Source organism: Hyphomicrobiales bacterium, assembly GCA_039989895.1.
Taxonomy (GTDB): Bacteria; Pseudomonadota; Alphaproteobacteria; order Rhizobiales; family JACESI01; genus JACESI01.
Window position 1 is genome coordinate 193422 of the sequence record JBDXGY010000002.1, and the last position, 20278, is coordinate 213699.

21 protein-coding genes are annotated in these 20278 nt (G+C 46.6%); 14 read left to right on the plus strand and 7 right to left on the minus strand.

Features of this window, described 5'->3' with window-relative positions; all coding sequences use genetic code 11:
• The first annotated feature begins 26 nt into the window (after positions 1–26).
• On the plus strand, positions 27–848 hold the full coding sequence (locus ABJ081_01650; GenBank protein MEP6355369.1) for an alpha/beta hydrolase: 822 nt from the start codon (positions 27–29) through the stop codon (positions 846–848).
• The gene (locus ABJ081_01655) at positions 845–1792 is read left to right on the plus strand and encodes a DMT family transporter (GenBank protein ID MEP6355370.1); all 948 of its coding nucleotides are present in this window, start codon (positions 845–847) and stop codon (positions 1790–1792) included. The genes ABJ081_01650 and ABJ081_01655 overlap by 4 nt, the downstream gene beginning before the upstream one ends.
• Here the strand turns inward: ABJ081_01655 and ABJ081_01660 are convergent.
• Positions 1776–2978: a murein L,D-transpeptidase family protein gene (locus tag ABJ081_01660; GenBank protein MEP6355371.1), complete on the minus strand. Its 1203-nt coding sequence runs from the start codon at positions 2976–2978 to the stop codon at positions 1776–1778. The two genes, ABJ081_01655 and ABJ081_01660, sit on opposite strands and share 17 nt — an antisense overlap.
• 171 nt (positions 2979–3149) lie before the next feature.
• A complete protein-coding gene (locus ABJ081_01665; GenBank protein ID MEP6355372.1) occupies positions 3150–4181 on the minus strand; it encodes a TAXI family TRAP transporter solute-binding subunit in 1032 nt (343 codons plus the stop codon).
• Between the two features lie 176 nt (positions 4182–4357).
• Between ABJ081_01665 and ABJ081_01670 the strand changes: the two genes are divergently transcribed.
• From ABJ081_01670 to ABJ081_01685, 4 genes are all read left to right on the plus strand, one after another.
• Positions 4358–5848, plus strand: coding sequence for a D-alanyl-D-alanine carboxypeptidase family protein (locus tag ABJ081_01670; protein ID MEP6355373.1), 1491 nt, complete (start codon positions 4358–4360; stop codon positions 5846–5848).
• Positions 5805–6911, plus strand: coding sequence for a GTP-binding protein (locus ABJ081_01675; GenBank protein MEP6355374.1), 1107 nt, complete (start codon positions 5805–5807; stop codon positions 6909–6911). The genes ABJ081_01670 and ABJ081_01675 overlap by 44 nt, the downstream gene beginning before the upstream one ends.
• 87 nt (positions 6912–6998) lie before the next feature.
• On the plus strand, positions 6999–7196 hold the full coding sequence (locus ABJ081_01680) for a hypothetical protein (protein MEP6355375.1): 198 nt from the start codon (positions 6999–7001) through the stop codon (positions 7194–7196).
• Positions 7197–7336: 140 nt separating this feature from the next.
• Positions 7337–7564 carry a hypothetical protein gene (locus ABJ081_01685; protein ID MEP6355376.1) on the plus strand — a complete coding sequence of 76 codons (228 nt, stop codon included), beginning with the start codon at positions 7337–7339 and terminating at the stop codon, positions 7562–7564.
• A 38-nt stretch (positions 7565–7602) separates the two neighbouring features.
• On the opposite strand, the gene ABJ081_01690 is transcribed toward ABJ081_01685, so the two are convergent.
• Entirely contained in the window at positions 7603–8286 is a 684-nt protein-coding gene (locus tag ABJ081_01690; GenBank protein MEP6355377.1) for a TlpA disulfide reductase family protein, read from the minus strand.
• A gap of 48 nt (positions 8287–8334) precedes the next feature.
• Between ABJ081_01690 and argH the strand changes: the two genes are divergently transcribed.
• The 3 genes from argH to lysA are packed head-to-tail and all read left to right on the plus strand — an operon-like array spanning position 8335 to position 11294.
• Complete coding sequence (gene argH / locus ABJ081_01695) at positions 8335–9738, plus strand: argininosuccinate lyase (protein MEP6355378.1); 1404 nt, start codon at positions 8335–8337, stop codon at positions 9736–9738.
• A 36-nt stretch (positions 9739–9774) separates the two neighbouring features.
• Positions 9775–10017 (plus strand): hypothetical protein, encoded by a 243-nt coding sequence (locus ABJ081_01700; protein MEP6355379.1) that lies wholly within the window; start codon positions 9775–9777, stop codon positions 10015–10017.
• Positions 10018–10028: 11 nt separating this feature from the next.
• Complete coding sequence (gene lysA / locus ABJ081_01705; protein MEP6355380.1) at positions 10029–11294, plus strand: diaminopimelate decarboxylase; 1266 nt, start codon at positions 10029–10031, stop codon at positions 11292–11294.
• A gap of 3 nt (positions 11295–11297) precedes the next feature.
• Here the strand turns inward: lysA and ABJ081_01710 are convergent, their stop codons facing one another.
• Positions 11298–11999 (minus strand): glutathione binding-like protein, encoded by a 702-nt coding sequence (locus tag ABJ081_01710; protein ID MEP6355381.1) that lies wholly within the window; start codon positions 11997–11999, stop codon positions 11298–11300.
• 249 nt (positions 12000–12248) lie between these two features.
• On the opposite strand from ABJ081_01710, the gene ABJ081_01715 reads away from it, so the two are divergent.
• Positions 12249–14858 (plus strand): TIGR02302 family protein, encoded by a 2610-nt coding sequence (locus ABJ081_01715; GenBank protein MEP6355382.1) that lies wholly within the window; start codon positions 12249–12251, stop codon positions 14856–14858.
• 9 nt (positions 14859–14867) lie between these two features.
• Here the strand turns inward: ABJ081_01715 and ABJ081_01720 are convergent, their stop codons facing one another.
• On the minus strand, positions 14868–15245 hold the full coding sequence (locus ABJ081_01720; protein ID MEP6355383.1) for a response regulator: 378 nt from the start codon (positions 15243–15245) through the stop codon (positions 14868–14870).
• A gap of 101 nt (positions 15246–15346) precedes the next feature.
• On the minus strand, positions 15347–16168 hold the full coding sequence (locus ABJ081_01725; GenBank protein MEP6355384.1) for a zinc-ribbon domain-containing protein: 822 nt from the start codon (positions 16166–16168) through the stop codon (positions 15347–15349).
• A 140-nt stretch (positions 16169–16308) separates the two neighbouring features.
• Here ABJ081_01725 and ftsE point away from each other — a divergent pair, with 140 nt between their 5' ends.
• The 4 genes from ftsE to ABJ081_01745 all read left to right on the plus strand — a co-directional run bounded on the left by ftsE (position 16309) and on the right by ABJ081_01745 (position 19708).
• Positions 16309–16968, plus strand: a complete 660-nt coding sequence (gene ftsE, locus ABJ081_01730; protein MEP6355385.1) for a cell division ATP-binding protein FtsE — start codon at positions 16309–16311, stop codon at positions 16966–16968.
• The gene (locus tag ABJ081_01735) at positions 16961–17974 is read left to right on the plus strand and encodes an ABC transporter permease (protein ID MEP6355386.1); all 1014 of its coding nucleotides are present in this window, start codon (positions 16961–16963) and stop codon (positions 17972–17974) included. Before ftsE ends, ABJ081_01735 begins: the two co-directional genes overlap by 8 nt.
• Before the next feature lie 48 nt (positions 17975–18022).
• Positions 18023–18823 (plus strand): YdcF family protein, encoded by an 801-nt coding sequence (locus ABJ081_01740; GenBank protein ID MEP6355387.1) that lies wholly within the window; start codon positions 18023–18025, stop codon positions 18821–18823.
• Between the two features lie 90 nt (positions 18824–18913).
• Positions 18914–19708, plus strand: coding sequence for a lysophospholipid acyltransferase family protein (locus tag ABJ081_01745; GenBank protein MEP6355388.1), 795 nt, complete (start codon positions 18914–18916; stop codon positions 19706–19708).
• Here the strand turns inward: ABJ081_01745 and ABJ081_01750 are convergent.
• Complete coding sequence (locus ABJ081_01750) at positions 19692–20273, minus strand: gamma-glutamylcyclotransferase (GenBank protein MEP6355389.1); 582 nt, start codon at positions 20271–20273, stop codon at positions 19692–19694. The genes ABJ081_01745 and ABJ081_01750 overlap by 17 nt on opposite strands.
• Positions 20274–20278: the final 5 nt, after the last annotated feature.

The following is a 20278-nucleotide window of genomic DNA, read 5'->3' on the forward strand; positions in this document are numbered from 1 at the left end:
TGTTTATGATCTCTTAGGGAGATATCATGACACTTCATCATATAGATGCTCACAATGCGCTTTATTATGAACATACGCGGCCTGCGCGTGATGGAGCTGTGACCTTTGTTTTTGTTAATGCCCTCACCGGTAATACGCAGGCATGGGAAGCTATTGTCGGGCCTTCTTTGCGGGAGGATGGCTTTGGCACGCTGAGTTATAATTTTCGCGGACAGGACAACTCAGCCTTCGGTGAAGATGTAGCGTTGACGCCTGATTTGATTGCGCGTGATTTAAAAGATTTACTAGATGCGGTTCAGCCAGTTCGCCCCATTGTTGTGGGTCTTTCCATTGGAGGGCTTTTTGCTGCCCATGCTTATCTTGATGGGATGAATTGTGAAGGGCTGGTACTCCTTAATACTTTGCGTGAAATAGGCCCCCGCATTTCATGGATCAATGATGCGATGCCGGTGATTGTGAAGGCCGGTGGTGTGCCACTTTTTTTGGATGCTTTGTTTCCTCTGCTGGTCAATCCTGATTTTGCAAAATCAGTGCGCGCGCAATTTATAAAAGGCAATTATGAGCCATTACCCCCAAGCCACGGCCACGCCAATCTCATGAAACATGCAGCCCTCGCTGACTGGGATATTCCCTATGAGAAACTGGCTCTACCAATTCACGTGATAACGGGATTGCATGACCGTGTTTTTCTTGACCGTGACGTAGTGGAGAGACTTTTTGACCTTTTGCCTGAGGCTACTTGTGAAGAATGGCATGATGCAGGGCATTTGCTGCCTCAAGAACGACCAGAAAAACTAGCGCGGGCGCTTGCAAAATTTGGCCAAGAAATTGAAGCTAAGCGGCCATGAGGATTTCGGCGAAAACAGCTTATCTGGCTGCATTCATCGGTGTTTGCGGCCATGCATCATCAGAATTTTTTGCTGTTCTTTCAGGCGTTTCAGGTCCTGAGTTATCTGTTTGGCGTTATGTTATTGGTGCTTTTGGGCTTGTGGTGTGGGCGCTTTTAATCCCTTCATCGCGCAATTTGCTAGCCCCTTTAAGAGACGGAGGGCTTTATTTTATTCTTCTCTCGTTGATAGGTGTCTCGGCAACCTATCTCGCCTTTCACTGGGCCCTTGATTTTGCTTCCGTCATTCAAGTGGCAACTGTTGTAACAACCATCCCAATTTTTGTTGGCCTTTCTAACCTTGCGATCAATGGTGAGCGGATTACATGGGTTAAAATTGTGACCGGTTGCCTAGCGGTTGCTGGCATTATTGTGATGATTACTGATGGTTATCTGGCGGAACTTACTGGCGATAGTCAGTCACTGTTTGGTGTCGGCCTTGCCGTTTTTTGTGCGGCCGCGGGATCTGCTTATTCCGTTTTAGTGAAACCGATAATTGCCAAACACGGTGCCTTGCCCACGACCGCTATATCACTTGCTATCGGTGCTGTTGGGCTTTGGGTGGCGGTTGGCTCTTTTTGGGGAGTCTGGGTTAATCCTGCAACGCTATTCGATAGAAGCAGCAGTGAGGCGACCGTATATGTAAACCCGGGATGGTGGATTTTGGTTCTAGGGTTGTGGAATACCACAATTACTCAAATTTTATGGTTTGGAGGATTGGCGGCCGCGCCCGATATCACACGCGCTTCTTATTTGTTTTTTTTGAAACCGGTGGTCGCTGCTTTTTTGGCTATTTTGTTTTTATCAGATCATCCGACCCTGTTGCAGGGACTTGCTATTTTGTTGGTAACAGGATGCGTTTTTGTTGAGTTATTATGGTCGCGGATCTCTACGCGCCTGACTTAACTTTTCCCGTTTGTTCGGCCGCGGCTGCGTTTGTTGGAGCGAGTGGGCGCTGTATTGGCAGGTTAGGCGTGATTTGTTGTGCCGGTGAAACAGGTTCAATAGTCGTTACACTTGGTGCGGCTGCATCCGGTAAGGATCCATCTGGTGTATAACCAAGTTTAACAAGGGCTGCTTGTATCTCTAGAATGCGCCGCTTTTGATGTGAAGAATAAGCAAGGCCTCTGTCTTCAAATTTGCCGACTCGTTCTTTCTCGATTTTCAATTTGGTGAGCAGTTCCGTGTGTTTGCGATCTCTGGGTGTTGTCCACTGTGCTGCAATAGCTTCTTCTTGTGCACGATCTTTTTTAATTTCCAGATCAACGGCTGCTGCTAATCTTGATGGAACTTCATAGGCGGGGCATTCGTTATTTGCATTGAAGCTGCCGCCGTCAGTCTCTACAGCGTTAAAAATATAACCTCGGTTACACGCATCTACCTTTGGGGCGACCTTGGTGAGTTCAAAATGTTCATAGCCAACTTTGAGGGTGCGCCAGAAAGGCATAAATTCATTGTCACGGAATAAGGCCATGTTTTCAGCCGTCATGCGGAAAGGGAAGGCATGAACTTGAAATTTTTCTTGTCCGCCAAGAAATGCTTCGCGCGCTAAGGCATAAATTTCTTCAATCTGTTCATCTTCCATAGAATAACAACCAGCAGATGAGCAGGCGCCATGAACCATTAAGAATGAGCCAGTGCGCTCATGTGATTTATCATAAGAATTGGGAAACCCAAGATTGAATGATAAATGGAATGATGAATTCGGGTTCATCTGAGCTGGTGATACTTTGTAGAATCCTTCAGGAGCCTGCCTGTCGCCTTCTTTAAATTTTGGTCCAAGCTCACCTGACCACGCACAAATTTCATAGGTTTTCAAAAGGGCATATCGTCCATTTGATGTTTTTTTCCAAACTTCAAGTTCTGCTTCTTTTTTGAAAATACGTATAAAAATTGCATCACGCTTGTCGACGTTGATTCTAGCCATTTCTTTAATGAGCGAGGATGTAATGGGCGCTTCATGCTTTTCAAATTCTGCGCCGAAGCAGCCAGCCAAAATCATTGCTGCACTGATTGTTCCCAAAAGAGACACTTTACGGGCAAATGCCTTTTTGGCAGTATTTTTGCTTTTATGGGTTTGGAAAGCAACCAAGAGAAAATCCTATCCGTCAGTGATGATCTAGTTTTGGCGTAGTTGATACCGCAGCATGCTTGTTAGATATTACTTTTTGCCCAATTCATAGCACAGAATATTATCAAACTTTGTAAAGGCTTTGTGATTGGCCTTTGTGATCCGCATTATAATAAGTTTGTCTTTGTGTTCTTAGTATGAGTTAAATAGGCAGAAAATACCTCTACATTTTTCTGTTTCAACGAAATATCGCTTTGCACCTACATGAAGCGGCAAGAGCATTTCTTCTGTAGAGGCGTCTCGATGAAGTTCTTTTGCTGCATCATGAAGCGCCTGCACGAATGTCAAATTTTCGAAAAGCGTTTTTGTGATTGTGTAAGCATCTTTCTTATTGAAGTTTTGGCGAACCACCAAAAAATTGGCCTGAGAAATACTGTTGATCGGGTTCAGCTGATTTTTATATGTATTTGCTTCTATAATATGGCGTTGCCAGATGGGGATCTGTGTCTCATTGATAGCTTTTAAATGTTTGTTGCTAATATGGAGCAGTGTGGAATTGTTGTTTGGCTCTGCCAAAATGCGGGCTATATTTTTGTTGGCTTGATGGGTGAATAATGCTGCGCCACTCAACGTTCCGTCAATGAAAGCCTCTGTGGTCCGATAGATGCCATAGTCTGACATGCGAAACATCTTATCGTGATAGATACCGGTCTTGTTAAACAGCTCACGCGCTGCGAAGGCAGAAGCAGTTGTTTGGGAACCAATAGAGATGTTCTCACCGATCAAATTTCGAAAGTCACCAACATCGCCACTGCTTACCTGTGGCTCTTGGATAATGAAATGAGCAATATCAGGCCATAGTGATGCGAGGGCCTGAAGTTCGCCAATATTAGTGAATTTGTCGAAAGGAGGCTTTTTCGTAAAGGCAGCAAGTATTGTGGAAGCATCAACGAAAGCAATATCGGCTTTACCTTCCAAAAGGGCAATCAGGTTTGCCTGAGCGCCTTCTGATTGGTGTACGTCGAGTATAATATTTTGTTTTTTTGATCTTTTGAGGGTCAAGAGTGTTTTTAAAGCGATGCCGATTGGATAAAAATCACCACTTGATATGCCTGTGCTGAGCTGATAGGTGCGTTCAGAAGAGCGGGCAGCTGTTGTTATTGAAAGTGAAAACACGCAGGCAATGAGTAAAGTAACTAGCTTTTCCCATGGTAATTTTCGCATCACTCTATCGTTATGATAAAAATGCTTCCTGTACTGGCTGTATAGCGTCATCTTGTTTATTATCCGCACCAATGTTCAATGTTACTAACTTCAATCGACGGCCATTGATTCGACGAAGTTTCGATCAGTATCGCCTAAAACCCTAAACGACCACTTACCAAAGGCTTTTTTGCTGGATGTTTTCTGTTTTCAAGATATGGGCAATCACTCTTTTCGCTGGTTTCTTTTTTGTGGCATCTGCTTTTGCGGGGCCGTTCATTCTGGTTGATATAAAAAATGGAGAAGTTATCGCCGCTGATCGACCAACTGATCCTTGGTATCCGGCCTCAATTACAAAATTGATGACGCTTTATGTTGTGGCGGAGGCTGTGCAGGCGGGCAGACTGTCTTTAACCTCCACATTGACCATGTCGAAGACGGCGGCGCGTGTCCAACCAAGCAAAATGGGCTTTAAGCCTGGCACAAAAGTCACAATAGAAAACGCTTTGCCTATGCTGATCGTAAAATCAGCGAATGATATTGCTGGCGCTATTGCGGAACGTGTGTCCGGTTCTCAATCTGCTTTTGTGGCGCAGATGAACAAAACGGCACAACGCTTGGGAATGAGTGGTAGTCGCTTTACCAATCCTCACGGTCTGCCGTCAAAAGGTCAGTATGTAACGGCTCGGGATATGGCGTTGCTTGGTCTTGCTATTCACAAAAACTTTCCTGAACTTTTGCCTCTATTCGATATACCGGCTATTCGCAGTGGCGATAAAGTATTGCGTTCGTATAATCTTCTTTTAGAGCATTATCGCGGTGCCAGCGGTATGAAGACAGGTTTTATTTGTGCCTCTGGTCTCAATATGGTGGCATCAGCAAAACGCGGTAGGAAGCAATATCTTGCAGTGCTATTGGGAGAACCTTCGACAATTGACCGGACAGAAAAAGCAGCATTGCTTCTAGAGCATGCATTTTCCGGTAAAGCTAGGAAAATTGGCAAACGTGTAGATCGCTATAATCCTCGGCCCACACGGACGACTCCCGTTAATATGCGGCCTGTGATTTGCGGTGGAAATAGTAAAATTCGCTCATACCAACTAATTACGCCGCCGCCAAAGCCAAAGAAAGGTATTTTTGCGCGGGATAAATATGTCTCGCCACAACGCAAGAATTTTGGCCGTAATCTTGGTGATGCAACTCACCCCCAAGGTGCCCTAGTTCATGCTCCAAAGGGGCGGAAATACCGCTCTCATATTTTGCAACCGCGCCAGTCACGCGACATTTTGCGAGTGCGTACAGGATCAGGGCAGCGTGTTGTCAACGCAAGATACACGATCAAACAAAGTGCAAAAGCAGCCAAAAGGCAAAAGGCAGAAGCGGTTGGAGAGAGTAATCTATTAGATTCTAGCTCTTCTGTTGCTTTAACTAATATTCCAAAACCAAAACAAAAACCAACGAGTTTGTCAGCGGCATCTGTGCCAGCCAGCGCCAGTGCCTTTGCTAATGCAAATAATGGTGTTGGCGCATCTGCGCCTGCAAGAAACGGTAGTCTTCTTGTAGAGACAGAGAAACCAGATGTGGTGACCGGAACTGGGGTTATTGCCTCTTCTAAATCACGCGCCTTGAATGCGGGCGGTGTTGATGTTGGCGGCGCGCTTTTGCCTCGCCCCAATCCAGTGCGATAACCTTGTTATGTCGGTCCCTGTTGTTATAGTCACCGGCTTTCTAGGCGCAGGAAAAACCACATTATTGAATCATCTTTTACAAGACCCAGCCATGGCCAATGCTGCTGTGATTATTAATGAGTTTGGTGATGTATCGCTGGACCATCTTTTGATAGAAAGCAGTGATGACAGTATTGTTGAGCTGTCGTCAGGCTGTATTTGCTGCACAATTCGGGGTGAGTTGATTGAAACTCTTGAGCGCCTTTTTGAGCGACAATCACAAGAGGACATCAATCGCGATCCCTTGAAGGCAATTGTGATTGAAACGACCGGTCTTGCTGATCCTGTACCTGTTATGAAGGCTGTTATGGCGCATCCTGTCTTGCACGATCAATTGCATCTTAGTGGTGTTGTGAGCGTGGTCGATGCTGTGAATGGCCTTGAGACGCTTGGCACTCATGACGTGGCTGTGACACAGGTGGCCGTTGCTGACCGGATGCTTGTTGCTAAGTGTGATCTTGTGGGGGGTATGATCCCTGATGACTTGAAGAGCCGTCTTCGGGCCCTCAATCCAACAGCTATAATTCGTGATCAGTTTGATGCCTTGTTTGATGGTCTTTTCGATGAAGGGGATTCTTCATTTGCGCAACAAATAGCGCAGGAAGTAACACCGAGTAAAAAGGGCCATTCCCATCATGCGGGCCACGGCGAAGGTATCAAGACTTTTACTATTTTCCGCGATCATCCAATTGAAAAGGCGGCTCTCACTGCATTTCTTGATCTCTTAGCCTCAGCGCATGGGCCGCAGCTTTTGCGGATGAAAGGGCTGGTTCATGTGAGGGAGCATCCAGATAAACCAGTATTATTGCATGGGGTGCAAAATATTTTTCATCCGCCAAAAGTGCTTGATCAATGGCCGGATGATAACCAGCAATCGCGTTTGGTCTTTATCACGAATGGATTGAATGAAGATTTTGTCAAACGGCTTTATGATGGGTTTTGCGGTGTTCCGCAAATAGACATGGCGGATAAAGATGTTTTGCTTGATAACCCGCTGGCTATTACCGGTTTTAAACCGCGATAAGCACAGGATTTTGCCCTCAGGGAGACGGTTTATCCATTTTTAATCTTCATCACAGATACTACTACTTATATTGTATGGAGTATTATTATGTCTATCCCTGCTGTTAGTACCGCTTCCTCAAGTATCGCTCTTGCATCGAGCTTGCAAACTGCGGAATTAGTTGTCGGAATTTTGGAGCAAGGCCAGCAAAATCTTCAGCAGCTTGCCTCGCAAATTGCGCCGCCTCCACAACCGCCAACACCCACTCTCGATGGAACAGGCGCAACCGTTAATCGATCGGTTTGAAGGCTTTATCAAAGTTCCAATACAAAGGGGCCGCCGTTTGGTGTTCGAGTGGTTATGATAACGGCTCGTATTTGATCTATTTTTCTTAAACTATTTTAAGATGTCTATGGCAGTATATATGTCTAGTATGGAGTTTAATCATGTCGTCTATATCAGTTGATGCCGTCGCAAATTTTATTGCTGCAAGCAATACGGTTGAAGCTACATCGGCTGTTGCGGCGCGGGTTTTAGAGATTGATCAGCAGGCGGCGGTCGGGATTCTTCAATCATTACAGCAAAGTCAGTCGAGCCTTGATGAGGCTGCGTCCAATCTTTCCGTGCCGCCAACGCTTGACGGCACCGGCGGTGCTGTGGATCGATCTGTATAGATGGTCATGTGAGTGGGCGTGAGCGCCTATTCTTGCCGCTAGGTTTTTGCACCAAGCTCTTTTATTGATACCTCAATAAGGTTTCTAGCATCATCCGAGTTCCAATGAGCAATGCCTGATAAAACACCTTGCACACAGCCGTGAGCGTCTAAAATCATGGTTGTTGGCAGGCCGAAAACCAGTCCTTTTGACCGCAAGTCCTGAAAAGTTTTATTTTTCGGATCAAGATAAAGACCCAATGCTGTGGCTTTAATTGATTCTAGGAACTGTTGAGGCTTAACGCCACCATTTCGATCGACGTTAAGTGCCAGCACCTCGAATGTGTCGCCACCATATTCTTCTTGTAATTTGGCAAGATCCGGCATTTCTTCCCGGCATGGTCCGCACCATGTGGCCCAAATGTTCAAGAGCACCACTTTGTCTTTCCAGTCACCAAAGGTTATATCCTCGTCATTTGGCAGTTTAAAGCCTATATGGGCGAGAGGAATAGGCTTCTTGGCAATGCGCATTGCTGCCAAATCGCCGATTGCTGCAGCGTCCATTGAAGCCTTTGTGGCATCTGTCATGGTGCAGGCTGCAGCGGCTTGTGCTATATTTGTCTCTTCTTGCCCATTGCCAGACTGGCCAGCAGTCCAGTATACCGTGATCGCACCGGCTATAACGCCCATGGCAAGGGCGGCAATTGCAATGAATAGACCAGACTTTTTGGGCGCATCAGACATAATTTCATCCTTAGTATAAAATAATTCGAACTTCTATTGAGACCGCACATGACACAAAACAAATCAGGCAACAAGATGTGGGGCGGGCGCTTTGCCAAAGGCCCTGACGCTATTATGGAAGAAATCAACGCATCGATTGATTTTGACCAAAAGCTGGCATCTCAAGATATCACCGGTTCAAAAGCTCATTGTGCCATGTTGGTCGCTTGTGGGATTATTACCAGTGATGATGGCGAAATAATCAATAAAGGGCTAGACACAATTGCGTTAGAAATTGCCAATGGTGAATTTCAATTCTCTCGTGCGCTTGAAGATATTCATATGAATATTGAGGCGAGACTGCGTGAATTGATCGGGGATGCTGCTGGTAGATTGCACACAGCCCGCTCGCGCAATGATCAAGTCGCGACAGATTTTAAGCTGTGGGTGCGTGATACCTTGGACACTTTGGATGAGCAGCTTGCTGGTTTGCAGCTTGCCTTTGTCGAAGTGGCAGAAAAGAACGCCGATGCGGTGATGCCTGGCTTCACCCATTTACAGACTGCGCAACCTGTTACACTGGGTCATCATATGATGGCCTATGTGGAAATGATTTCTCGCGATAGAGGCCGGTTTAGCGATGCACGAGCGCGGCTGAATGAATGTCCATTGGGGTCTGCGGCCCTTGCAGGCACGCCTTTTCCTATTGATCGTCATATGACAGCCAAAGCATTAGGCTTTGATCGCCCATCCGCCAATTCGCTTGATGGTGTATCAGATCGTGATTTTGCTTTGGAAGCCTTGAGTGGTGCTGCCATTTGTTCTGTTCATTTGTCGCGCTTTGCAGAAGAACTTGTGATTTGGTGTTCGGCGCAATTTGGTTTTGTGTCCTTGTCTGATGCCTTTTCAACTGGTTCATCTATCATGCCGCAAAAGCGTAATCCTGATGCGGCAGAGCTTGTGCGGGCAAAGGCTGGGCGGATTGTCGGGGCGCTGAATGCGCTTTTGATTGTTATGAAAGGCTTGCCGCTTGCCTATTCAAAAGACATGCAGGAAGATAAAGAGCAGACATTTGATGCGCTTGAGAATTTGTCGCTGGTCATTGCCGCGATGACAGGCATGGTGCGTGATTTAACACCGAATCTTGATAAACTAGCGGCTGCTGCCGGTCATGGGTTTTCCACGGCAACGGATCTGGCCGACTGGCTGGTGCGTGAGCTTGGTATGCCCTTTCGTGATGCGCATCATGTGACCGGTGCTATTGTTGCCCTTGCGGAAGCGAAGGGTCTGACGCTTGATGCTTTGTCCTTGGCTGACATGCAAGGGGTTGAGGCGCGGATTAACGATGGAATTTTTGATGTTTTGTCGGTTAAAAAATCTGTGGCGAGTCGCAAGGCTTATGGTGGTACGTCGCCAAGCAATGTGGTCGAGCAGGCCGCACGTTGGCGCAAACATCTTGACGCTGGCGCATAAAAGGCCGATTAAAAGCAAATTAAAGAAAGGCATGGAATGACGCATTTGGTTTCAAAATCTGGACTGGCCCTGATAATCTGCGCTGGTATTAGCGTGGCGCTTGTTGGGTGTGGGCGCAAGCCAAGCCTTTCTGATTTAAAACCTCCGGCGGCTAAATCTGAAGAAGTCAGAGTTGCATCACCGCAAACCACAGAAACGCTGGATGGCAATATCGATGGGTTGGAGCCGGTGGCCAAGACAAAACCTCAGCGTTCCTTTCTTCTTGATTTTCTTCTTTAAAGACCAAAACCATGCATCACTTTGCTTATAAAAATGGCGTTCTCCACGCTGAAGACGTGCCTTTGCCAGAAATTGCGGCTAGGGTGGGGACTCCCTTTTATTGCTATTCAAGTGCTACTTTTGAGCGCCATTATCGTGTTTTCAAGGATGCTTTTGAGGGCATTGATACGGTCGTCTGCTATGCGATGAAAGCGAATTCTAATCAGGCAGTATTAACGACGCTAGCGCGGCTAGGTTGCGGGGCTGATGTTGTCTCTGGTGGAGAACTGAAACGCGCGCTTATGGCTGGTATACCGCCTGAGAAGATCATGTTTTCTGGCGTTGGCAAAAAAGCTGAGGAACTACGGGCGGCCATTGATGCGGGTATTTTATGCATCAATGTGGAATCGGTGCCCGAACTTCATCTGTTGAGCAAGGTTGCAACCGATCTTGGCAAAGAAGCGCATGTGTCTTTTCGCATCAATCCTGATGTGGACGCAAAAACGCATGCGAAAATTGCAACAGGAAAATCGGAAAATAAATTTGGTATTCCGTGGCAAGACGCTGAACGGATTTATGCTGAGGCCGCACGTCTGCCCGGTGTGAAAGCCACAGGCATCGATATGCACATTGGCAGTCAGATTACTGATCTTCAGCCCTTTGACGATGCTTTTTCGCTTCTAAGTGGCCTCATTAAAACCCTGCGAGGGCAAGGCCATGTGATTGACCATGTTGATGTGGGGGGTGGGCTTGGTATTCCTTACAAAGCAGACAATACCCCACCGCCAGACCCGCTCGCTTACGCTAAAGTGGTGCGTCGTCATGTGGATGATCTTGATTGTCAGGTGATTTTTGAGCCTGGTCGGCTGATTGCTGGAAATTCAGGCATTCTGGTTGGTGAAGTGATTTATGTGAAAGAAGGTGAGCGTAAAACTTTCATCATTGGTGATACAGCCATGAATGATCTGGTGCGCCCGACACTGTATGAAGCACATCACGATGTGTTGCCCGTGAATGAAGCAATTGAGTCTAAAGACTGGATAACCGCCGATGTGGTTGGGCCTGTTTGTGAGACGGGTGATTATATGGCGCTTGATCGCAAAATGGTGAAACCTGAATCAGGTGATCTTTATGCGGTTATGTCGGCTGGTGCTTATGGCGCTGTGCAAGCTGGTACCTATAACACACGGGCCTTAGTGCCAGAGGTCATGGTGAAGGGCGATCAATACCATATTATTCGCCCCCGCCTGAGCGCGGACGATATTATTGCAATGGATAGCGTTCCAGACTGGTTTTAAAACTTATCTAGGTGGATTGACCATTCCTTTTCCAACGGCAGGACGCGCCATGCAGCGGGCAAGATATGCCGTGACATTTGGATAGTCATTCAAGCCGATTAAATCGGCGGCCCCATAGCTTGCATCCAATGCATTAACCCACGGGAAGATAGCAATATCGGCGATTGTATAATCATTGCCCATAATGTAAGTGCGCCCTTCGAGGCGTTGGTTCAAGACATTGAGTAGCCGTTTGCTTTCATTGAGATAGCGCTCTTGTGGATAGGGGTCGTTCACTTTATCTGCAGCATATTTATAAAAATGCCCAAATTGACCGAACATCGGGCCAACACCACCGATCTGAAACAGCATCCATTGAATGCATTCATAGCGTTGTGACGGGTCTGTCGGGATAAATTTACCTGTTTTTTCAGCCAGATAAAGTAAAATCGCACCGCTTTCGAACAGCGGCAAAGGTTTGCCGTTTGGTCCATTGGGGTCGATGATGGCCGGAATTTTATTGTTTGGATTAAGGGACAAAAATTCCGGTGTCATTTGATCATTTGTGCCAAAGGAAACGGTATGAGCCTCATAGGGTAGCCCCATTTCTTCCAAAGCAATCGAGATCTTTACGCCATTTGGAGTGGTCAATGAATAAAGCTGAATAATGGTTGGGTCTTTGGGTGGCCATTTTTTTGTGATTGGAAAATTGGATAAAGTGCTCATGCGGGTGTCTTTCGTTTAAATAGCTCATTTTACTGGCCAGATTACTGATTTATGCTAATTAAGTGGTCCTAGCCTTAGGCTTTGATGAATACAATCGTATTTGAATTACTTGTGCAATGCCGGTTTTGTGAGCGAATCGGTTGTTTAAGATATCGACATTGATCGATATGGTCATATATTAAGCTCATTGCCGCTCTATTTGGGTGCTGAAGGCCTATATCGGCAGTTCACGGTTTATGATTGGATCTCATGGAGAAATCTCACTCTCTTACACGTAACGGTTTTTCACGGATCAAAAGTGTTTTGCGCCGTGCAAAATTGATATTGTTTTGGGAACGGATTTGGCCCGCGCTCTTTTCACTTTTGATGATTGCGATGGTTTATGCCTGCGCGTCATGGTTTGGTGTTTGGTCATTCATGCCGGTTTGGCTGAAAGTGATTGCGCTTGGTTTGTTTGCAATCGCTATTTTATTGACGCTATCGCGGGCCTCGCGCCTTACATTGCCAAAGGTTGATGAGACAATTGCGCGCGTTGAGATGGTGTCGGGTGTTTCCCACCGGCCATTGACTGCTTCACTCGATTTGCCTGTTGGCGAAACAGCAGATCCTTCATCGCCACAAAGCACTTTATGGCGCGCTCATCAACAACGTATAGCCGAGGGATTGTCGAAACTAAAAGCCGGTTGGCCACAGCCACTTACTCAAAGGTTGGATCCTTTCGCTTCGCGTGCAGTGCTTATTTTAGCGACCTTCATAGGGTTTAATGTGGCAGGCCCAGATCGATTGCAGCGCCTGACAGATGGTTTTGATTTTTCGATAGGGAAAGCAACTGTTGTTGCCCGTCTTGATGCGTGGGTGACGCCGCCGCGATATACTGGCAAGCCACCAATTTTTCTCACGAAAGAAGACGCCGAATTTGAGGTTGGCTCTGTTGTGGTGCCAGCTGGTAGTCTTTTAAAAATCCGCAGCGTGAATGCGGACGCCACAGTGGTTACTTTTTCTGGTGAAGCAGCTTCTGGTTCAGTGACTGGACCTATTGCAATTGCTGCCCAAAAATTGAATCAGGCAGAAAATCCAACGAGCAATAGTAATCAAACGGATTATGAGTTTAAGCTTGATGAAAGCGGCACCATCACGGTTGGTAAGGCGGAGCTGAGCCGTAGCTGGGCTTTTGATGTCTTGCCCGACAGCCCCCCGATTATTGCTTTCATTGATGATCCCGAAGTGCAGCGATCGGGCGCTTTGCAAATCTTAGCAACAATGAAAGATGATTACGGTATAACGCAAGCTGATGTTGTGATTGAGCCTATAGGTGCTGGGGTTGCTGATACAGCTCGTCCTCTTTATGAGGCGCCGCAATTTCCTTTATCATTGCGTCGGGACCAAGCGAAAGATGGAACGTCTAAAACAGTGCGATCGCTGACAGATCACCCGTGGGCAGGTGCAGAAGTTGCCATGACACTGCGGGCTGTTGATGCGGCTGGACAGGAGGGGTTGAGTGAGGTTTTAACTTTATCCTTGCCGTCTCGGCGATTTTTCAATCCACTTTCTCGCGCGCTCATCGAGCAACGCCGAAGTCTGGCTATGGATGGAAATTATGCCAATCAGTTGGTTGATGTGATTGATGTTTTAACAGTCAGACCAGAACAGTTTAATGATGATTACGCTGCGCTCATAACACTTGCCTCGATTCAAAGAGGCCTTTTGGATGCGCGTAATGATGATGCTTTGCGCAAAGTTGTTGATGACTTATGGGACTTGGCTGTTGGTCTGGAAGATGGTGATCTTTCAGATGCTGAACGCGCATTGCGTGAGGCGCTTGAGGCTTTGCGTGAAGGTATAAGGGATGGCGCTTCAGAAGAAGAGCTTGCCCGTTTATTGGAAGATGCTCGCGAAGCAATGAATGAATTCATGCAAGCCTTGTCGGAACAAGCGCAGCGCAATAGTGATACGGCGCAAAACCAGCAGCCAACTGATCCTTCACAAACCCTAGACCCGCAAGATCTTCAAGAAATGCTGGACCGTATTCAAGAACTAGCGCAAACGGGATCGCGGGATGCGGCTGAGCAGCTTTTGTCTGAACTACAGCAGATGATGGAAAACCTGCAAGCGCAAAACCAGCAACGGCAGCAAGGCGAAAGTCAAGAGCAACAAGCGCTGAATGAGCTTGGTGAAATGATACGTCGTCAGCAGCAATTGTTGGATCAGACCTATCGTGAACAGCAAGAAGGCCCAGGTAATCAACAAGGCGAGCAACCCGGACAATCGCAGCAAGGCCAAAGGGGTCAGCAACGAGGCCAACAGCCTGGTCAGCAGCCTGGCCAGCAGTTTGGGCAGGATGGCAGACCATCACCGGGGCAAGGTCAACAAGGCCAGCAAAGTCAAAATGGGCAGAGTCTTGAACAAGGGCAAAGCGCGCTTGCAGATCAGCTGCAACGTTTCATGGATGGTCTTGGGCCAGGACCGCATGACCCAAGCGGGCAGCTGGGTGAGGCGGAGCGCTCGATGCGCGGTGCAGCAGGGCAACTTGGAGAAGGAGACCTTGGTGGCGCCGGTGAAGACCAATCTCAGGCACTGAATGAATTGCGGGCAGGTGCACGGGCATTAGCTGAACAAATGGCAGGAGAAGGGCAAGGCGAGGGCGATCAATCTATTGCAGGTGGAAATCGCGGGACAGACCCTCTTGGTCGACGCGACGGGCGTAGAAGTTCTGACTTTGGGGATGATGTGGAAGTGCCTGATGAAATTGATACGCAGCGAGCGCGCGAAATATTGGATGCAATTCGCGAGCGCCTTGGTGAAACGCTTAGACCTCAGATAGAACTTGAGTATCTTGAACGCCTTCTACAAAGCGAGTGAGTTTTTGAGTTAAGCGGCGTGAGTAATTTTTTCCAGCGTATCGCTTACGGCTTTGCGAATTTGGGCGAGGGAAAACGGCTTTAATACAACATCATCAACGATTTTATCGAGACCATCAGCGCGTTCACGCTGGTCAGCATAGCCTGTCATCAAGAGAATGGTTATATGCGGATGGTCGCGCGCAACATTAAGAGCTAGCGCTATCCCGTCCATTATAGGCATTTTTATATCAGATAAAAGAAGATCAAACTTGTCGTCATGCGATAAGACGCTCAGTGCATCTGTGCCATCTTCTGCTGTGGTGATTTCATGTCCGTCAATCATGAGCGCCCGTGAAACAAATGTGCGTACTGCTTCGTCATCTTCGGCGATTAATATTTTGGCCATAACTGATGCTTCCTTATCTCTACTCTATGTCAATCTAAACATAAGAGACTTGTGATCAGGTAAAAAAATACCGCTGGGTTCATTTATAATAAATATTTCGTTTAACTGTCTGTGAATTGTACTGAAATATTTCGGCCAAGGTGTGGTGGTGCGGGCAATCTGCTTTGGAATCGCGTCGTACCGCGAGGTACAATTGTTGGTACCGACAAATCGTGGTCCCATGCATAAATCTCTTCATTGGTATTACTTTTCAATCCAAATCGTAATTTTGGGGCTGGTGCGATTACATTTCTCAGGTTTTTAATTTCACCTGTGACGATCAGGACTGGACCGGTGTTTTCAATAACGCGTTCTGAACGAATATTGAGAATTTCAAAACCTCGCAGATTGACGTCAAACCCGACTGTACTATAGAGGCTTGCAAGATCTGGCGCGATGCGCACAATTGGTTCGCGCATATGAATAATGCCTGCGACAAATGCTAAGCTTGCAACAAATGATAGCGGGCGCAAAAAGGCATTGCGTTTTACTCTGTTTTGCTCGCTTATTTCATAGCGATTGACTTTTGTTTGTTTGTTTTTGTCAATGCTGCTGCGCATCAATGGATTGATGGGTCTTGAGCGCTGACGGGGTAATTCTTCAATTTCTGTTGGCATATGCAGCGATACATCGCTGCCATCAACATCTTCGAAATCGGCATCAATAGGCGTGTTTTGATTTAAGGACCACTCATCTGCCGGGTTAATGTCTTCTTGCCCCGTGGAAATAGAATCAAGTAGGGGGTCTTTCACTTCAATAGTTTCTGGTTTGGCTAACCATTTGCTCCCACATGAGGCGCATTTTACCTTACGGCCTTTTGAATCAATTGATCCGTCGGGTAATTCGTAAGATGTGGAACATGATGGGCAAGTGATTTTTGGCATGATGAAATCCGGGTTGTTATATCATTTGTTCAACGTTTATGGTTAACAAGTTCTTAATATAGCCGCCTCAAACATGGAAAATGTGCCTCAAAAATGGTTTCATCAACAAGACTTAACCCGCGCGGTAATTAACTTTGACAATGGTTGAATTTGAAAATGTCGGACTTCGGTATGGCTTAGGGCCAGAAATTTTGCGCGACCTAACTTTTCAAATACCTGATAATTCATTTCAGTTTTTAACGGGACCATCTGGTGCAGGTAAAACCTCATTGCTGAAGTTACTGTTTTTGTCACGGCGACCATCTCGCGGTTTGATTAAGGTGTTCGATCAGGATCCGGCGACCTTTACCAAAGCAGATTTACTAGATGTGAGGCGTAAAATTGGGATTGTGTTTCAGGAATTTCGTCTACTTGATCATTTGACGACTTTTGAAAATGTGGCGTTGCCGCTGCGGGTTGCTGGCCAAGATGAAGCAACTTATGGGCCGGATGTAAGGGAGCTGCTTGAATGGGTTGGTCTTGGGGAGAGAATGGATGTTTTCCCACCCATACTTTCTGGAGGAGAAAAACAGCGCGCTGCCATTGCGCGAGCGCTTATTGCCCAACCAAAACTGCTCTTGGCAGATGAGCCGACGGGTAATGTTGATCCACCGCTTGCCAAAAGGCTGTTGCGCTTGTTTCAAGAGCTACATAGATCGGGTACTTCGGTCGTTATTGCGTCGCATGATATCAATTTAATGGATCAATTTGATGCACGGCGTCTTGTTCTGGATGAGGGACGGTTGGTCATTTATGAATAAAAAGAGCAATAAAAAACGCAGAAAAAATACAAAGGCTATGCAACCGTCAGCCTTTCAAAAAGGCGCATCGATACTGCGCGATTTTATGTTTTCTTCTTTCGGTAAACGCAATCTTGGCAATCCGATTGTGCCTGAACGGTCTGTCTCTAGCCAAACCCTTATTATTGTCGTCGCGATTATGAGCTTTCTCACTTGTCTTACTTTTGCAACGGTGATGATCGTCTGGCAGCAGGCGTCAGATTGGCAGAGTGATATTTCAAGCGAGGTTACGATACAAATCAGGCCGATTGAAGGGGTGTCTTTAAGTGAAGAAATAACTAAGGCAATTGCCTTGGCTGAAAACACGCCTGGCATCGCGCGTGTGTCTAACGTAGATGATGAATGGTCAAAAAAACTCTTAGAGCCATGGCTTGGTCGTGATTTTGATTTGAGCGAATTGCCTGTCCCTAGAATGTTGATTTTGGAGTTGGACCCGCAAAGAGGCGCTAACCTTGAAGGCTTGGCCGAAAGACTGACGACAAGTGTGCCTGGCGCTACCCTCGACGATCATCGGCTATGGCTTGATAGATTAGGTAGCGTTGCAAATACGGCGGTTCTTTTGGGGTTCATTATCATGGGCCTGATGCTGACGGCCATGATTTTGAGTGTCACTTTCGCCACCCATGGTGCGATGACAAGTAATCATGATGTGCTGGAAGTCCTCCATTTTGTGGGTGGCCGTGATGATTTTATTGCCTCTGAATTTCAACGGCGCTTTTTATTACTGGGTTTAAAAGGGGCGTTTATGGGTGGGGGCGGTGCTATTTTATGTTTGCTGGCATTGAATTTTTGGTCGTCCTTATCCTCTAAGGCACTTGAAGCAGATCAATTGGCTGCCCTGTTTGGACGGTTTCAAATTGGCTTATTGGGTTATTTGGGCGCTTTTTTGTTAATTATTGTGATCGCTGCGCTGACTGGATTAACCTCACGCATTGCAGTTTTTCGATATTTGGCCAAAATGTCATAGTACAAGCGGAATTATTATAGGCCGTTATAGCAGGTTAGCTTTTTTAGAATGGTAGACGAGATCAAAAAAGAAGATGCAGATCTGGTGATATATCCAGAGACATCTGAGAAGCCGACTAATGGTATTATTGCAGGCCGTTCCCGCATGCGCCGAATAGGCAGCCGTTGTTGGTCGTTTGTTCTGCTGTGTGGTTTTATTATTGCTGGCCTTCAATTGGGTGGTTTGGTGCGTTATGCGCATATGGTAACCACACCCACAGCCCCGATAGTTGATAAAGCTGATGGGATTGTTGTTCTCACCGGTGGTGAAAATCGAATCCATGCAGCGATGAAGCTTTTATCTGAAGGCACAGCGGAGCGGTTGCTTTTGACTGGGGTTAATAGCGTTTTGACGCAAGACTCATTGAAAAATATATTCAATATTGATGAAGCGCTGTTTGAGTGTTGTATCGAAATCGATTGGATGGCGCGGGACACAATAGGCAATGCGCTTGCTACCAAAAAATGGGCCGAGCAGTTTAATGTAAAAGACCTTGTCGTTGTAACTGGCGCTTTTCATATGCCGCGGGCTTTAAAGGAATTAGACCATGCTATGCAGGGTGTGGAATTCATAGCGGCACCCGTCAATGTTCCTAGCGGCAATAACTGGTGGCGAGATTACTCTCGTATACGGGATATGTTGCGGGAATATGCTAAGCTTATATTTGTCAGTGGCCGTGATTATGTGAATGCATGGACAGGTAAGCCATGGCCGACAATGCCGCTGCGCCGTTTTGATGAAAGTGTGCATTTGTCGACTGAGAAGAAGAACGAAAAAGTGAGCCCACTTCGTGGTAGTGCTGGGCACTGAAGAGTTTGGGAAGGTTTTGGGCTTGTGTGCTTATTCAACAGCCATTAGACCATACAGACCTTTTGTAACGCTGATTATTCGGGATCAGAGATGATTTTTTTGCGCTCGCTTCTTTTCCAGATTGTCTTTTATCTGAATTTTATTCTGTTTGCTTTGGTATCTCCTGTCGTTCTGTTTCTGCCTAAGTCCATTGCATGGTCTTATGCCGTGGCTTGGATGCATGCCGTTTTATTTCATTGGAAATGGACCACGGGGTCTACTTATGAATTCAGGGGCCTTGAAAATGTTCCAAAAGGGGGCTGTATACTCGCTTCAAAGCACCAATCTGCGTGGGAGACTATTGGGCTTGGTGTCGCCATTCATAATGTCGCTTTTATTATGAAGCGTGAGTTGATGTACATTCCTATTTTTGGCTGGATTGCACAGAAAACAGGTATGATTTCTGTGCGTAGAAGTGATCGCTCTAAAGCGATCGGTCCGATGATTGAGGCGGCCGGCGCAGCTATTTCCAAAGGTCGTCAGATTATTATTTTCATGGAAGGAACGCGCATGGCTGCTGGCACAATGCGCCCCTATAAGGCCGGTGTTGCGCGTATGGCCAAGACGCTTGAATGTCCGATTGTGCCGGTGGCTTTGAACACGGGTCTTTTATGGCCGCGCAACAGTTTTAGGCGCTATCCCGGCCATGCGATTATCGAGTTTATGCCGCCCATATTGCCCTGTGGAAAAGTGCAAGATGTTTTGAAGAAACTTGAAGAGGATGTGGAAGAGGCTTCCAATGCGTTGATACTTGAAACAGCAAGGTCAAACAATCCGCCAGCAACAATTCATAAGGCGCTTGATGAACTGGAAGCGCGCGGCGTTGATGTTAGCTCTCAGCGTTGATCTGCTCGCAAAGAAGACTTAGATCTTCATCATGAATGCCCTCTTTTACAAGATGGCTTTGTGTGTTCAAAATATAGTCTCTGTTGATGCCGCTTTTACCAACACCTTGTTTTATAAGACGAACTTGATCAGCATGATCTAGATTTCCAGCATATTGCTCGTGATTCTGCACAGCAGTATAAAATAGCGCCTTGACTGTTCGTGGGGTAGCTCCGGTTAGTTTCAGTGGTTCAAGAGTTTCTTGATAAACATCGGTTACGAGTTCACGGCCTCGTAGCATAGCTACCGTATCTTTTCGTGCATGTTTGGGAATATTAAAGGCAAAACCGTCGCAGTTTCTCCCTTTATCAAGCCCGAAGACAAGCCCGGGGGTTTCGGGAGTGCCGCGATGCACCCATGAATAGATGCAAAGCGCGCGTGAATAGCCATTGAGGGTGGCAGGTTGGCGTTCGGTATATTCAAAACCTGGGTTCCACATCAAAGAACCATAAGCGAAGACCCAAAAGTCGACATGATTATCATTGAAAAGTATGTGATCAGGTAATGTGGTCTTATGATCTGTCATAGTTT